Source organism: Puniceibacterium sp. IMCC21224, from assembly GCF_001038505.1.
GTDB lineage: Bacteria > Pseudomonadota > Alphaproteobacteria > Rhodobacterales > Rhodobacteraceae > Puniceibacterium.
In genome coordinates this window covers 1726362-1742315 of sequence record NZ_LDPY01000001.1, presented here as the reverse complement: position 1 = coordinate 1742315, position 15954 = coordinate 1726362, and the positions used below count along the sequence as shown (strand labels likewise).

Annotated in this window: 13 protein-coding genes; 12 read left to right on the top strand and 1 reads right to left on the bottom strand. The window is 60.9% G+C overall.

Annotated elements, in window-relative coordinates:
- Nucleotides 1-46: 46 nt before the first annotated feature.
- The 7 genes from IMCC21224_RS07985 to IMCC21224_RS07955 all read left to right on the top strand — a co-directional run bounded on the left by IMCC21224_RS07985 (nucleotide 47) and on the right by IMCC21224_RS07955 (nucleotide 8396).
- On the top strand, nucleotides 47-1462 hold the full coding sequence (locus tag IMCC21224_RS07985; RefSeq protein ID WP_047994897.1) for a YcjX family protein: 1416 nt from the start codon (nucleotides 47-49) through the stop codon (nucleotides 1460-1462).
- Nucleotides 1459-1965, top strand: a complete 507-nt coding sequence (locus IMCC21224_RS07980) for a GNAT family N-acetyltransferase (protein WP_231582038.1) — start codon at nucleotides 1459-1461, stop codon at nucleotides 1963-1965. The genes IMCC21224_RS07985 and IMCC21224_RS07980 overlap by 4 nt, the downstream gene beginning before the upstream one ends.
- Nucleotides 1962-2975, top strand: coding sequence for a YcjF family protein (locus IMCC21224_RS07975; RefSeq protein ID WP_047994896.1), 1014 nt, complete (start codon nucleotides 1962-1964; stop codon nucleotides 2973-2975). Before IMCC21224_RS07980 ends, IMCC21224_RS07975 begins: the two co-directional genes overlap by 4 nt.
- A 115-nt stretch (nucleotides 2976-3090) precedes the next feature.
- Nucleotides 3091-3810 (top strand): VIT1/CCC1 transporter family protein, encoded by a 720-nt coding sequence (locus tag IMCC21224_RS07970; RefSeq protein ID WP_231582037.1) that lies wholly within the window; start codon nucleotides 3091-3093, stop codon nucleotides 3808-3810.
- Nucleotides 3811-4176: 366 nt separating this feature from the next.
- Nucleotides 4177-7260 (top strand): isoleucine--tRNA ligase, encoded by a 3084-nt coding sequence (gene ileS, locus IMCC21224_RS07965; protein ID WP_047994895.1) that lies wholly within the window; start codon nucleotides 4177-4179, stop codon nucleotides 7258-7260.
- Nucleotides 7261-7336: 76 nt separating this feature from the next.
- Entirely contained in the window at nucleotides 7337-7834 is a 498-nt protein-coding gene (locus IMCC21224_RS07960; RefSeq protein ID WP_047994894.1) for a histidine phosphatase family protein, read from the top strand.
- Nucleotides 7835-7925: 91 nt separating this feature from the next.
- Nucleotides 7926-8396, top strand: a complete 471-nt coding sequence (locus IMCC21224_RS07955) for a methylated-DNA--[protein]-cysteine S-methyltransferase (RefSeq protein WP_047994893.1) — start codon at nucleotides 7926-7928, stop codon at nucleotides 8394-8396.
- 3 nt (nucleotides 8397-8399) lie between these two features.
- Here IMCC21224_RS07955 and IMCC21224_RS07950 read toward each other — a convergent pair whose 3' ends face one another.
- The gene (locus IMCC21224_RS07950) at nucleotides 8400-9233 is read right to left on the bottom strand and encodes a prephenate dehydratase (RefSeq protein WP_047994892.1); all 834 of its coding nucleotides are present in this window, start codon (nucleotides 9231-9233) and stop codon (nucleotides 8400-8402) included.
- 130 nt (nucleotides 9234-9363) lie between these two features.
- On the opposite strand from IMCC21224_RS07950, the gene IMCC21224_RS07945 reads away from it, so the two are divergent.
- From IMCC21224_RS07945 to IMCC21224_RS07925, 5 genes are all read left to right on the top strand, one after another.
- Nucleotides 9364-9879 (top strand): cytochrome c family protein, encoded by a 516-nt coding sequence (locus tag IMCC21224_RS07945; protein WP_047994891.1) that lies wholly within the window; start codon nucleotides 9364-9366, stop codon nucleotides 9877-9879.
- Between the two features lie 179 nt (nucleotides 9880-10058).
- Nucleotides 10059-11972 (top strand): extracellular solute-binding protein, encoded by a 1914-nt coding sequence (locus IMCC21224_RS07940; protein ID WP_047994890.1) that lies wholly within the window; start codon nucleotides 10059-10061, stop codon nucleotides 11970-11972.
- 40 nt (nucleotides 11973-12012) lie between these two features.
- Nucleotides 12013-13089 carry a microcin C ABC transporter permease YejB gene (locus IMCC21224_RS07935; RefSeq protein ID WP_047994889.1) on the top strand — a complete coding sequence of 359 codons (1077 nt, stop codon included), beginning with the start codon at nucleotides 12013-12015 and terminating at the stop codon, nucleotides 13087-13089.
- 4 nt (nucleotides 13090-13093) lie between these two features.
- Nucleotides 13094-14260: an ABC transporter permease gene (locus tag IMCC21224_RS07930; RefSeq protein WP_369796015.1), complete on the top strand. Its 1167-nt coding sequence runs from the start codon at nucleotides 13094-13096 to the stop codon at nucleotides 14258-14260.
- Nucleotides 14257-15849 carry an ABC transporter ATP-binding protein gene (locus tag IMCC21224_RS07925; protein WP_047994888.1) on the top strand — a complete coding sequence of 531 codons (1593 nt, stop codon included), beginning with the start codon at nucleotides 14257-14259 and terminating at the stop codon, nucleotides 15847-15849. Before IMCC21224_RS07930 ends, IMCC21224_RS07925 begins: the two co-directional genes overlap by 4 nt.
- Nucleotides 15850-15954: the final 105 nt, after the last annotated feature.

Genomic DNA, 15954 nt, shown 5'->3' with positions numbered 1-15954 from the left:
GTGTCTATCTTGCCCCCGAAGCCAGTTGATGCAGGAGAATGACCACGTGGTGATAGGAACCATCGCCGACACGATCACGCGCAGCGTGGAAAACGTTGCCGACGGGGTGACGGGCGTGTTCATGGATCCGGTCATCCGGTTGGGGGTCACCGGGCTGGCGCGGTCGGGCAAGACGGTTTTCATCACGTCGCTGGTGGCCAATCTGCTGGACCGCGCGCGGATGCCCGGCCTTGTCGCCGCCTCTGAGGGGCGCATCACTGCCGCCTATCTGCAACCGCAACCCGACGACACAATGCCCCGGTTTGAATACGAATCGCACCTGAGCGCGCTCACCTCACGCACGCCACATTGGCCCGACAACACCCGCTCAATCTCGGAACTGCGATTGTCGCTCAAGGTGCGGCCATCGGGGCTGCTGGCCGGGATTCAGGGGCCCCGTACAGTGCATATCGATATCGTGGATTACCCTGGCGAATGGCTGCTGGATCTGGGCCTGCTGGACAAAAGCTATGCCGTATGGTCCGCCGAGACCCTGGAGCGGCTGCAAACGCGCGACAGCGCCACCGATTTCCGCGCCATGGCCAAGGCAGAGGATGGCGCGCAGGATCTGGACGAAGTGCGCGCGCAGGCGCTCACCCGCAGCTTTACCGATTACCTTAACGCCGCGCGGGATGCAGGGTATAGCGATCTGACGCCGGGGCGGTTCCTGCTGCCGGGGGATCTGGCGGGATCGCCGGTGCTGACCTTTGCGCCGCTGCCGCCGATGGACAAGGCCCCGCGCAAATCGCTCTGGCGCGAGATGGACCGCCGGTTCGAGGCGTATAAATCCCGCGTTGTCACTCTGTTCTTTCGCGATCACTTTAGCCGGATTGACCGGCAGGTGGTGCTGGTCGACGCATTGGGCGCGATCCATCAGGGGCCAAAGGCGGTCGAGGATCTGCGCCGCACCATGGTTGATATCCTCACCGCGTTTCGCCCCGGCCGGAACGCCTTTCTCAGCAAGCTTCTGCTGGGCAAACGGGTGGAAAAAATCCTGTTCGCCGCGACCAAGGCCGACCATCTGCATCATACCCAACACCCCCGCCTAACCGCGATCATGGAGGCGCTGACTCGTGACGCCCGCGACCGCGCCCGCTTTGCCGGGGCCGAAACGCAGTCGATGTCGCTGGCCGCCCTGCGCGCCACAACCGAAGAAACGTTGACCCATCAGGGCCGGGAACTGGACTGCGTACGCGGCACACTTTTGTCGACGGGCAAGACGGCGGCGTTCTATCCCGGCGCCCTGCCCGAAGATCCGGCGCATCTGCTCAATCCCGCACGGCAGGGCGCGGACAGTTGGCTGGACGAGGATTATCAGATTATGGCATTCGCCCCCGCACCGCTATCGTTGAAACCCGGCGAGGGGCCGCCGCATATCCGGCTTGACCGGGCGGCGCAATTCCTGATCGGAGACCGGTTGTGAGGGTAATTCTGCGCCCCGCCCGCAGCACTGATGCCGGCAAGCTGGGCGAGATGATCAGCAGCGCCGTGCGCGATAACGACTGGAAGCCGCAATTGCATTCCGCAGTCGAAGATATCGTCCATGCCGGGCAGATGATCGACCACGGCTGGGTCACGGTCGCAGCCCGCGGTCAGGGCGGCGCCGTGGTGGGCTTTATCGCCCGCAACGAGGATTATGTTCATGCGCTTTATATCCACCCGAACACGCGGGGCGACGGTGTTGGCCGGATGCTGATCGAGGACGCGCAGGCTGCCAGCGACCGGCTCGAACTCTGGACCTTCGAGGCCAATGCCGGAGCGCGCAAGTTCTACGAACGCGAAGGGTTTACTGCGGACCGCCGCACCGATGGCGCCGACAACGACGAAGGCCTGCCGGACATCCTGTATGTCTGGGAACGCAAACCGCCGGTGGTGCCGACACGGGCCACCGCTCAAACCGACCGCTCGCAGGATCCCCAGACATGACCGACCGCAAAGGCCCCGTGCTCATCCCGCTGGACGAAACCACCTCCGCGTCGCGGCCCAACCCGGCCAAAGCCCCGCCGGTGCCCGACCTCGACGCCCCAGCGCCCAAGGGGCAGGCCATGGCCACCGCCGCCGCCCTTGCCGCGCGGCCTCCCTCACGGCTGGCCCGCTGGTTTTGGGCCACTCTGTCGGTGCTGATCGGTACGCTGGTGTCGATTACCGCGTGGAATTTCGTCACGGGCCTGATCGCCAGCCAGCCAATCCTGGGCTACATCGTTGCCGGTTTGTTTGCGCTCTTCGGCTTAGTGGTGCTGATCATTGTCGTCAAGGAGCTGTCGGTCTTTTCCCGACTCAAGCGCATTGATGGCCTGCACCGCGCCGCCACTCAGGCGCTGGCAGACGAAGATCTGAATGCCGCCCGTGGCGTGGTGGCGCAACTCAACGGTCTCTACGCCGGGCGCGATGACACAAAATGGGGCCGCGAAAAGCTGGCTGAGCGACAGGGTGACATGTTCGATGCCTCGGCTCTGCTGGGTCTTGCGGAAACCGAGCTTTTGGGTCCGCTCGACCTTGCCGCCCGGCGCGAAGTCGAGGGGGCTGCGCGGCAGGTCGCGACTGTGACCGCCCTTGTGCCGCTGGCGTTTGCCGACATTGGCGCGGCGCTGACATCAAATATCCGTATGATCCGTCGCATTGCCGAAATCTACGGCGGCCGTTCAGGGACGTTGGGCAGCTGGCGGTTGACCCGCGCCGTAATGTCACATCTCGTGGCAACAGGCGCTGTCGCAGTGGGCGACGACATGCTGGAACCTATTTTGGGTGGCGGATTGCTAGCCAAGCTGTCGCGCCGCTTTGGCGAAGGGCTGGTGAACGGCGCACTCACCGCACGGGTCGGTGTCGCCGCGATGGAGGTCTGCCGCCCCCTGCCCTTTGCGCGCACCCAACGCCCGTCTGTTCGTGCAATCATCCGCACCGCGCTCAGCGGTCTCTTTACCTCGGACAAGTCCTGAATACCGGCGATATCAGGCCGACCTTCGCCGCCCGGTTCACAGCTGGCCCGAATACCCGCTTTACCCCCGCGCGATCCGTTGTCATAAGGCCCCTCCGCACTGCCCGGAGATTATAATGCCGACCGATATCGCAGAACATGGCCACAGCCAGCACGAAATCGAAGACCGGATTGGAACGCCCCCTGGACGCGGCTATCTGCGCGATATTGTCTATGGTGCCATTGATGGATCAGTGACGACATTTGCCATCGTCGCGGGCGTCGCCGGTGCCGGGCTATCGCCAGTAATTATCGTCGCTCTTGGCATTGCCAATGTTCTGGCCGACGGGTTTTCGATGGCCGCTGGAAATTACTCCGGCACCAAGACCGAATTAGACAATATCAAACGCCTGCGCCGGATCGAAGAGCGCCATATCGCCGACGATCCCGACGGCGAAAAGCGCGAATTGCGGCATATCCTGCACCTCAAGGGATTGTCTGGCCCGGCACTGGATGAGGCGGTTGAACAGATCGCCTCGGACAAAGAGGCGTGGATTCAGATCATGCTCGAAGGCGAATACGGCCTTGCTCCGGTCGATCCGGAACCGATGCGGGCTGCACTCGCCACGTTTGTAGCGTTTCTTGTGGCTGGAATGGTGCCGCTGGTGCCCTTCCTTCTGGGCCTTGAACTGGCATTCCAGGTCTCGACGATACTAACGCTGGCGGTGTTTTTCGCCATTGGAACCTACAAGAGCATCTGGTCGCTGTCTTCTTGGTGGCGTTCTGGCCTCGAAACGCTGGCCATCGGCGGGATCGCCGCCAGCATTGCCTATTTCGTCGGCACTCTTTTTACCTGAGGTAGCACCTGTGGCGCAGGTCAGATTTTGCGTATTTTTAAAGAGAAGAAGCGCTCTGTGGAGCTCCGGCCGCAGAACCTGAGTGTTGATCGGGCTGTCCGGTTTCTTCTCTTTCCAAATACGCATCTTATTTGTGTTGCGGTTGCGCGGACGTTGCGAACCCGGGCTTTCTGGTCGATATCGCCTCTGCTCTGGACGGCCAGAGGTGCGGAGCCTATAACGCCCGTCATGATGGATCCCTTGAAGATCATTCTGCGAATTACTTGCCCGGCGCCGTAAACTTACGTTGCGCCGGGATCAGGCGTCCGGATCGCCGCGCCGCCCCTCACCCCAAACCCGCCCTGACGAATACCGAGGACGCCCGAAATGTGCGCCGAAACGCCCGAGACCCCCGACTACAAAGACACCCTGAACCTGCCCCGCACCGATTTTCCGATGCGTGCGGGGCTGCCCAAGCGCGAGCCGGAGTGGCTGGATCGCTGGGCACGAATCGGCGTCTATGGCCGCCTGCGCGAAAAGGCTGCCACTGGGACATCTGACGCGCGCGCGCCGTTTACCCTGCATGACGGCCCCCCATACGCCAATGGCCATCTGCATATCGGCCACGCGCTGAACAAGATCCTCAAGGATATGGTGGTGCGCTCGCAGCAGATGATGGGGCGTGATGCGCGCTATGTCCCCGGCTGGGATTGCCACGGCCTGCCGATCGAATGGAAGATCGAGGAGCAGTACCGCAACAAGGGGCTGAACAAGGACGACGTGCCGGTCGTCGATTTTCGTCAGGAATGCCGCAAGTTCGCTGAGGGTTGGATCGACATCCAGCGCGACGAATTCAAACGTCTGGGCATCACCGGGACCTGGGACAAACCGTACCTGACGATGGATTTCCGCGCCGAGCGCATCATCGCCGAGGAATTCCAGAAATTCCTGATGAGCGGCACGTTGTATCAGGGGTCCAAACCCGTGATGTGGTCGCCGGTGGAAAAGACCGCGTTGGCCGAGGCCGAAATCGAATACCACGATCACAAGAGCCACACGATCTGGGTGCCGTTTCGGGTAATGAATGCCTTGGCGCTGTCGGACGAACTATATGAAAAGCTGACACCTGAACAAGTCGGCGAACTAGAAAGTCGCCGAGAATCATTAGTTGGCACAAATATCGTTATTTGGACAACAACCCCCTGGACCATCCCGTCCAACAGGGCTGTGGCCTACAACCCCGCCATCTCTTATGGCCTTTACGAGGTCACAAGCACTCCCGATGAATGCTGGGCCAAAAAGGGCCAACGCTATTTGCTGGCCGATAAGCTAGCAGAGGAAGTCTTTTCCAAAGCGCGTCTTGAACCCGGTCAGTGGAACCGCATCGACGACTTGACCGAGACCGACCTTGAAGGTTTGGTTCTAGCTCACCCTCTCCGTGGAATCGCCGACTCTGGCATTGATAGTCGCGCTTTCCTTGACTTGAACCCTTATGTCCATTCAGGCCTTCCCGATGCGATAGATTTACCAGACAAAGTTGGCTTCTGGGACTACGATGTGCCGATGATCGACGGCGATCATGTAACCGACGATGCGGGCACGGGTTTTGTGCACACCGCGCCCTCGCATGGCGCCGACGACTTCGATTGCTTCGTCAAACGCGGCTGGATGGACCGGATGACCCACAACGTCGGCGAGGAATCTGAATTCCTGCCGCATGTGCCGATCTTCGCGGGCCTCAAGGTGTTCGATCACAAGGGCAAAGAGGGCAAGGCCAACACCGCTGTGATCGATAAACTGGTAGAGGTTGGCGGCCTGCTGGCGCGTGGGCGAGTGACACACAGCTATCCGCATTCCTGGCGCTCCAAGGCGCCTGTCATCTTCCGCAACACGCCGCAGTGGTTCGCTGCCATCGACCGCCCCGTCGGTGACGGGCTGGACACCTATGGCACCACGATCCGCGAACGGGCGCTGACCTCGATCGACAAGCTGGTGACATGGACGCCGCAGACCGGGCGCAACCGCCTGTATTCAATGATCGAGGCGCGGCCCGACTGGGTGCTGTCGCGCCAGCGCGCCTGGGGTGTGCCGCTGACCTGCTTTACCCGCAAGGGCGCGCTGCCGACGGACAGTGATTTCTTGCTGCGCGACGAGGGCGTGAATGCCCGCGTGCTCGGGGCGTTCGAGGCTGAGGGCGCAGATGCCTGGTACAAGGACGGCGCCAAGGAACGCTTCCTCGGCACTGACTACGACCCTGCCGAATGGGATCAGGTGTTCGACATCCTCGACGTGTGGTTCGATTCCGGGTCGACCCATGCCTTTGTCCTGCGCGATCGCGCCGATGGATCGGATGACGGACTGGCGGACCTGTATCTGGAGGGCACTGACCAGCATCGCGGCTGGTTCCATTCATCGATGCTGCAAAGCTGTGGCACACAGGGACGCGCGCCCTATCGCGGCGTGCTGACGCATGGCTTTACCCTCGACGAAAAGGGCAACAAGATGTCCAAGTCGCTGGGCAACACCGTGGCCCCTGAAAAGGTCGTGCAGCAATACGGCGCCGATATCCTGCGGCTTTGGGTGGCGCAGGCCGACTACACCGCCGATCTGCGTATCGGGCCGGAAATCCTCAAGGGAACGGCGGACGGTTATCGCCGCCTGCGCAACACCATGCGGTTCCTGCTGGGCGCGTTGTCGTCGTTCGAGGAAAGCGACCGGGTCGACGTGTCCGAGATGCCGGAACTGGAACGCTGGGTGCTGCATCGGCTGGCGGAACTCGATCACCGGGTACGCACAGGGTATGCCGCCTATGATTTCCAGGGGGTGTTTCAGGCGCTGTTCAACTTTGCCACGGTCGAATTGTCGGCGTTCTATTTCGATATCCGCAAGGACGTCCTGTATTGCGATGGCGACACGCCGCGCCGTCGGGCTGCGCGGACCGTGCTGGACATCCTGTTCCATCGCCTGACCACCTGGCTTGCCCCCGTGCTGGTCTTTACGATGGAGGAAGTCTGGCTCGAACGCTTCCCCGGCGACGACAGTTCGGTCCATTTGCAGGATATCCCAGCAACACCCGCCGACTGGTTGGACGAACCACTGGCTGCCAAATGGACCAAGGTGCGCCGTGCCCGCCGCGCCGTGACCGCCGCGCTGGAAGTGCAGCGGACCGACAAGGTGATTGGTGCCTCGCTCGAAGCAGCTCCGGTGGTGCATGTCGAAGATCCAGACACACTGGCCGCGCTGAAATCGGTGACGTTCGAGGATGTGATCATCACTTCGGCCGTTTCCCTGACCGGCGATCCCAGCCCGTCCGAGGCGTTCCGCCTGCCAGATGTGCCGGGATTCGGTGTGGTGTTCGAGGCCGCAGATGGCACAAAATGCCAGAGATGCTGGAAAATCCTGCCAGATGTTGGAACCCATAGCCACGCGGGCACCTGCGCACGGTGCGACGCGGCGCTAAGTCAGAGCTGACCCCCAACGGATTAGAACTTTGCTGCTCCCTTCGGATTTGGTATTGTTAAAATACAGCAAATTCGGAAGGGGTGGCATGATCGCAAGACGCCAGATCGTGGTCGGACTGGGCCTGTTGCTGTGCGCGGTCAGCGGCAGCGCGCACAGTCAGACCAACCTTGGTGCTGATACACGGCTGATCATGGTGCGCCACGGCGACCGAAGTGGATCGGACGAGATGCTGAACGCCACCGGGCGCGCCCGCGCAGACGCACTTGTGGTGGCGCTGGAGGGCGTTCCGCTGGATGCGATTTACAGCCCCGGCATCAAACGCAATCTTGACACAGCCGCGCCGCTGGCCGCAGCGCGTGGCATATCCGTCTCGCGTATCTCTGATGGCCAGGCCGCCCGGCTCCTGCCGCAGCGCATCGCTGGTCAATCAGCCATCTGGATCGGGAACAAAGGCAATCTCGCCGCGATCTGGAAGGCGCTTGGCGCGCCCGGCGCGGCCCCGCTGGAGTATGGCGATCTATGGATTGTCACCGTTTCATCTGTCGGAACACTGCGGGTCGAGCGGCGCCATTTCGGCCCGTGATCAGGCGACGCTTGTGCCCGCCCTCGGACTGGATCAACCTACGGACGACGCGCGGCACACACCCGCGACGTTCCCCATAGCCGGAGATGAGATGACCGTCGCAACACTGACCCTGCTCTCCCCGCTTGGACCGCTCACCGTCACCGAGACGGAGGGCGCAATCACCGCCCTGTGCTGGGGCGCACGCGCGACGCCAGACGCACAGGACGACACCCCGCTGTTACGCGACGCGGCGCAACAGATCGCTGCCTACTTTCGCAAGGATCTGACGCGATTCGATCTGCCCCTGCGCGTGGCAGCATCAGACACGCAAACCCGTGTCTGCAGCGCCATGTCAGCGATCCCATTGGGCGAGACGCTGACCTATGGCGATATCGCCCGTGCCCTGTCGCTGCCCGCGCAAGCCGTAGGACAAGCCTGCGGCGGCAATCCGGTACCGCTGATCATCCCCTGCCACCGGGTGCTGGGTGCCAGCGGACTCGGCGGGTTTTCGGGGGATGGCGGCGTCGAAACTAAAGTCTGGCTGCTGCGTCACGAAGGTGCCGCTGGATTGCTGATCTAACGGCTAGTCGCGGCGCGGGTCGCGGGGATAAGTGCCTAGGATTTCGAGCATATCGGTGAAGTAATCCAGTTCCTCAAGCGCGCGCTTCACCGCCGGATCGTCTGGATGGCCTTCGATATCTGCATAAAATTGCGTCGCAGTGAACGACCCGCCGACCATATACGATTCCAGCTTGGTCATGTTGACGCCATTGGTGGCAAAACCGCCCATCGCCTTGTAGAGCGCCGCCGGTATGTTGCGGACCTGAAAGATGAAGGTGGTGATCATGCCGTGATCACCGCGCCGCGTCATATCCGCTTCGCGCGACATGATCAGGAATCGGGTGGTATTGTTGCCCTGATCCTCGATATGGCGGGCCAGAACGTCGAGGCCGTAGATTTCACCCGCAAGCTCGGACGCCAGCGCCGCCGTCGCTGGATCGCCCAGCTCTGCCACTTCGCGCGCCGATCCTGCCGTGTCCGCGCCGGTCAGTCGGGCGATGCCGTGTTCGGTCAGAAACTGGCGGCACTGACCCAGTAGAACAGTATGGCTCTTGGCCTGAGAAATGTCGGAAATCTGCGTGCCGGGTAGGCCTAGCAGGTTTATGTGCACCCGCACAAACGCCTCATCGACAATGTTGAGACCCGATTGCGGTAACAGCGAATGCATGTCGGCCACCCGTCCGTAGGTCGAGTTTTCCACCGGCAACATGGCTAACGCGGCACCCCCTGACCGGCAGGCCTCGATCGCGTCTTCAAAGGTGCGGCAGGGCATCGCCTCCATCTCAGGACGCGCTTCGCGGCAGGCCTGGTGTGAATAGGCGCCTAATTCGCCCTGGAATGCGATCGTCTGGGTCATCGGGATTGCCTGTGTGCTGACCGCCTGTCATAACGGTTTGGTGGCGTTTGGTCGCGGCTTCTACACCTTGCCTTGCGTGAGGGGAAGCAATAGATACCGCCGCGACAGACAATAGACGGACACCCGGACAATGCTTGACACGATGACAATGACCAAGGTTCTCGGCGGCTTTTGCGGCGCGCTGTTGATCTTTTTGCTGGGCAAATGGGGCGCTGAGACGATCTATCACGTCGGCGGCGGCCATGGCGACCACACCCAGGCCTATGTGATCGACACCGGATCGGACGACGCCGCCTCTGGTGATGCCCCCGAGGTGGATTTTGACACGCTGCTTGCATCAGCTGACGTCGCCAAGGGTGAAAAGGTGTTCGGCAAGTGCCGCGCCTGCCACAAGCTGGAAGATGGCGCCAACGCCACCGGCCCCTACCTTTACGGGGTTGTCGGTCGCGCGGTCGATACTGCCGCCGGGTACACCTATTCCGGCGCGCTGGAAAAGGTTGTGGACACCTGGACGCCTGAGAACCTCAGCCACTTTCTGGAAAGCCCGCGCGGTTTCGCGCCCGGTACCGCAATGAGCTTTAACGGTCTGCCCAAAGCCGAGGATCGCGCCAACCTGATTGCTTATCTCGACTCGACGGACGACTGATCGATCCGCTGGAACGCCGCAAAATGACAAGGCCGCTGCCCGATGCAGCGGCCTTTTTCATGCCTGCCCCCTCGCCATGGCCGGATTGGCCAAAGATTACGGAAACGTAACTTGTATGTGGGCAGTTGCGGGTTTTAGCTTAGATATATGCATCACCAAGATGCCGAACCGGAGGAACCATGACGAAACGCCCCGCCCGCGAACGCACCCAAGCCGCTCCTGTCCCGGCGATTCGCCCGATGATCCTGGGCGCGCTCATGGCGCTTGGATTGGCTGTGATGGCCACACAGGCCATGGCGCAATCCGGGACCGCTGACAAAATCATCACGGCGCACGGCATATCAACCTTTGGGGATTTAAAATACGGGCCGGATTTCAAGCATTTCGATTACGTCAATCCCGACGCGCCCAAGGGCGGCACCTTTTCGACCTGGGCTTTTGGCACCTTTGACAGCCTGACGCCCTATATTCTCAAGGGCAACGCCGCGTCGATGTCGTCGGTATTTTACGATTCTCTGCTGACCGGCAATCTGGACGAACCCGCGTCAATGTACGGACTGGTCGCCGAAAGTCTGGAATACCCCGAGAACCGCGAATGGGTGATCTTTCATATGCGCCCCGAAGCGATGTTCCGCGATGGCACACCAGTCACCGCCGAAGATGTGGTGTTTTCGTTTAATGTGCTGATCGAAAAGGGACGCCCGTCGTTCCGCGTCAGTTTCAAAGATTTCCAGAATGTCGAGGCACTGGATGATCACACAGTCAAGTTCACGTTTAACCCCGACGGCCCGCTGCGCGAATTGCTGATGACCGCCGGCGGGCTGCCGATCTTTTCCAAGGCCTATTACGAGACCGTCGATTTCAGCGAATCGAGCCTTGAGCCGCCGATGGGATCAGGCGAATATGAACTGCTGTCGGTCGATCCGGGCCGGTCCGTCGCCTACAAACGACGCGACGATTACTGGGCCAAGGATCTGCCGGTCAATGTCGGTCAGAACAATTTCGACGTGATCAAGGTCGAATATTTCGGTGATTACACCACCGCGTTTGAGGCGTTCAAAGGTGGCGCATACAGCTTTCGCGAGGAATACCAGTCCAAGATATGGGCAACGGGGTATGATTTCCCCGCGCTGGAAAAGGGTTGGGTCAAACAAGAGGTCCTTGATGATGGCCGCCCGGCCGGCACGCAGGGTTTCTGGTTCAACCTGCGGCGCGAAAAATTTCAGGATCCGCGCGTGCGCGAAGCGATCGGGCTGGCGTTCAACTTTGAATGGTCCAATGAATCGTTGTTCTACGGCTCCTACGAACGCACTGACAGCTTTTGGGAAAACTCGGACACTCTTCAGGCCAGTGGTATGCCGTCCGAGGCCGAGCTCGCCCTGCTTGAACCCCTGCGCGCGGACATCCCCGATACGGTCTTTACCGAAGAAGCCTATGTCCCGCCAACGTCGAGTCCGAATGACCTTGCCGACCGCCGGTCGCTGCGTACTGCGGGCAAGCTGCTGGAAGACGCGGGCTGGATCGTGGGCGACGACGGAATCCGCTACAAGGACGGCCAGAAACTGACCGTGACGGTGCTGAACGACAGCCCCAGCTTTGATCGGATTATCAACCCGATGATCGAAAATCTCGCACGTCTTGGGATTGATGCCGACGCCACTCGCGTCGATGCCGCCGAAGCGCAGGAACGCGAAAAAACCTATGACTATGACATCGTGACCCAGCGATTTGCCATGTCATCAACCCCCGGAGACGAATTACGGACCATCTTTGGTTCGGAAACCGCGAATGTCGAAGGCACGGCCAATATTGCCGGTCTCGCCAATCCGGCGGTGGATAAACTGGTGGACCTGATCGCCAACGCCACGACCCGCGAAGATCTGACCACGGCTGTGAAGGCGCTGGACCGGGTGCTGCGGGCGATGCACATCTGGGTGCCGCAATGGTACAAGGGCGAGCATACCATCGCCTATTTCGACATGTACGACCGCCCCTATACTGACACCCCGCCGCCTTATGCCATGGGCGAAATGTCGATCTGGTGGTACAACGCTGAAAAAGCCGCAGCCCTAAAGGCCGCTGGCGCGTTCTGAGCCTGAGCACAACGACAGACCCGGAAAGGGCAACAAGACTATGGGCGCATATATCCTTCGGCGATTGCTGCTGATCATCCCGACGCTGCTGGGCATCATGATCATCAACTTTGCGCTCGTGCAGTTTGTGCCCGGCGGTCCTATCGAACAGATCCTTGCCCAGATCGAGGGCGAGGGCGACGTGTTCGCAGGCTTTGCCGGCGGCAACTCGGATATCGCATCCGCCGGATCCGAAGGTTATGCCGGGTCGCGCGGGTTGCCGCCGGATTTCATCGCGGAGCTCGAGCGCGAATTCGGCTTTGACAAGCCGCCGCTGGAACGGTTCCTCAGCATGATGTGGAATTACATGCGGCTGGATTTTGGTGACAGCTACTTCCGCTCGATCTCGGTCTTTGATCTGGTGATGGAAAAGATGCCGGTGTCGATCTCGCTCGGGCTGTGGTCGACGGTCATCGCCTATCTGGTGTCGATCCCGCTGGGCATTCGCAAGGCTGTCACAGATGGTTCGGCGTTTGACACCTGGACCAGCGGCGCGATCATCGTGGCCTATGCGATCCCCGGCTTTCTGTTCGCAATCCTGCTGCTGGTGCTGTTTGCAGGCGGATCCTACTGGCAGATTTTTCCACTGCGCGGCCTCACCTCGGACAACTGGGACAGCCTCAGTTGGGGTGGCAAAATCGTGGATTATTTCTGGCATATCGCGTTGCCAGTTCTGGCGTCGACTATCGCGGCCTTTGCAACACTGACGCTGCTGACCAAGAACAGCTTTCTGGATGAGATCAAGAAGCATTATGTGATGACCGCGCGGGCCAAAGGGCTGACGGAATCCCGCGTCCTGTATGGGCACATCTTTCGCAATGCGATGCTGATCGTGATCGCCGGCTTTCCGGCGGTATTCATCGGCGTGTTCTTCAGCGGCTCGCTGATCATCGAGACGATCTTTTCCCTCGACGGGCTTGGACGGCTCGGGTTTGAGGCGGCGGTGGCGCGCGACTATCCGGTGATCTTTGGCACGCTGTTCATTTTTGGCATCATCGGGCTGGTGGTCGGTATCCTGTCGGACCTGATGTATGTGCTGGTTGACCCACGCATCGACTTTGAAAAGCGGGAGGGCTGACAGAGTGGCACATCCAGACCTTTCCAAAACACCGTTGCAGATCCCGCCCGCACCGACGGGCCGCTTTACCCTGTCGCCGCTGAACCGCCGTCGCTGGAACAATTTCAAACGCAACCGTCGGGCGCTGTGGTCGCTGTGGATCTTTGCACTGGTGTTTGGCCTGTCGCTGTTCGCCGAGTTCATCGCCAACGACAAACCGATCCTCGTGAACTATCGCGGTGATTACTACGCCCCAATCTTCAGCTTTTACCCTGAAACGGCCTTTGGTGGCGATTTCAGGACCGAAGCCGCCTATCGCGACCCCGAGGTGAAATGCCTGATCCGCACCGGCGGGCTTGAGGATTGCTTTGACGATCCCGACGGGTTGATTGCGCAGGTCGACGCCGGTCAGGTTCTGGGGGATGACTTCCAAAAGGGCTGGATGATCTGGCCGGTGATTCCCTATTCTTACAAGACACCCGTGGACCGTCCCGGTGCCGCCCCCCTGCCCCCCAACAGCCAGAACTGGCTGGGCACCGATGATACCAAACGCGATGTGGTGGCACGGGTGATTTATGGATTTCGCTTGTCGATCCTGTTCACCCTGATCGTGACGGTCTGCGCCTCAGCGATCGGCATCTTTGCTGGCGCGGTTCAGGGCTATTTCGGCGGTTGGGTCGATCTGATCTTTCAACGTGTGATCGAAATCTGGTCCTCGACCCCGTCGCTTTATGTCATCATCATCCTGTTTGCGATTTTGGGGCGGGGGTTCTGGCTGCTGGTGTTCCTGACCGTGCTGTTTGGCTGGATGGCGCTGGTCGGGGTGGTACGGGCAGAATTCCTGCGCGCCCGCAATCTGGAATATGTCCGCGCGGCCAAAGCGCTGGGGGTGTCAAACGCCCGCATCATGTTCCGCCACATGCTGCCCAACGCGATGGTGGCTACGGTGACGATGCTGCCCTTCATCGTTACCGGCACAATCTCGACCCTCGCGGGGCTGGATTTCCTCGGCTTTGGCCTGCCGTCCTCGGCACCCAGTCTGGGAGAGCTGACATTGCAGGCGAAACAGAACCTTCAGGCGCCCTGGCTGGCGTTCACCGCCTTCACAGTGTTTGCGGTGATGCTGTCGCTGCTGGTGTTCATCTTTGAAGGGGTCCGCGACGCGTTCGATCCCAGAAAGACATTTCAATGAGTGCAACGCTGGAGGTTACGAACCTCTCTGTCAGCTTCCGCCAGGACGGCGCGCTGACCCACGCCGTCCGCGGCGTGTCCTTTACCGTACACAAGGGGGAAACCGTGGCGCTGGTCGGTGAATCCGGGTCCGGTAAATCGGTCACGGCGCTGTCCACGGTGTCGCTTCTGGGCGATTCGGCGCTGGTCTCTGGCTCGGTCACCTATGACGGGCAGGAAATGATCGGCGCGTCCGATGCACTGCTGCGCAAGGTGCGCGGCAATGATATCTCGTTCATCTTCCAGGAACCGATGACGTCGCTCAATCCGTTGCACACGCTGGAAAAGCAGATCACCGAGAGCCTTGCCCTGCATCAAGGCCTTGTGGGGGACGCCGCCCGCACCCGCATCATCGAGCTGCTGACGCAAGTCGGCATCCGTGACCCTGAATCCCGGCTGGGGGCCTATCCGCATCAATTGTCGGGTGGGCAGCGTCAGCGGGTCATGATTGCCATGGCATTGGCCAACGGACCCGAGCTACTGATCGCGGATGAACCAACGACGGCGCTGGATGTCACCATTCAGGCGCAGATCCTCGAACTGCTGGCCGGGCTCAAACGCAGCCACAATATGAGCCTGCTGTTCATCACCCATGATCTGGGCATCGTCCGTAAAATCGCTGACCGTGTCTGCGTCATGCAGCACGGCGAAATCGTCGAGACCGGACCAACCACCGAAATCTTTGCCAATCCACAGCATCCCTACACGCAAATTCTGCTGTCTGCCGAATCGACAGGCGTGCCAGATCCGGTGCCCGACGACGCCGAGGAGATCGCCCGCACCGACAACCTCAAGGTCTGGTTCCCGATTCAGCAGGGGCTGCTGCGTCGGACAGTGGGCTACGTCAAGGCGGTCAACGATGCCTCTCTGCGGGTTCGCGCCGGGGAAACGATTGGTATCGTTGGCGAATCTGGATCAGGTAAGACGACGCTCGCGCTGGCCATTATGCGGTTGATCGGGTCCGAGGGTGGCATCACCTATCGCGGCCAGAACGTGCGCGGCTGGTCCACCAAAGAATTGCGCCGCCTGCGATCCGAAATGCAGATCGTGTTCCAGGATCCGTTCGGATCGCTGTCGCCGCGGATGACCTGCGAACAGATCATCGCCGAGGGGCTGGGCGTGCATGGTGCATCGGACGGTCGTCCGCACCGCGATCTCGTGGCCGAAGTGATGGATGAGGTCGGGCTCGATCCAATGACCATGCACCGCTATCCGCACGAATTCTCGGGGGGGCAGCGCCAACGCATCGCCATCGCCCGTGCCATGGTGCTGCGTCCGAAACTGGTGGTGCTTGATGAACCGACCAGCGCGCTGGACATGACGGTCCAGGTGCAGATCGTCGATCTGTTGCGGGCATTGCAACGCAAATATGAACTTGCCTATCTTTTCATCAGCCACGATCTCAAGGTGATCCGCGCCATGTCGCATCAGGTCATCGTGATGAAGCAAGGGGATGTGGTGGAATACGGGCCAGCTGCGCAGGTATTCGAGGCGCCGCAGACCGAATATACCCGGCTCCTGCTCGACGCCGCGCTGACGCCCACTGGCTAACAGCCCCGTGCGCAGGTGTCGCGGCAGGCCCGGTCACGGCTGATCTGGCCATAGGAACCCAGATCGGTGTACCCTGTGCGTGTTTAACGCAGCCGCGTTCGCTGG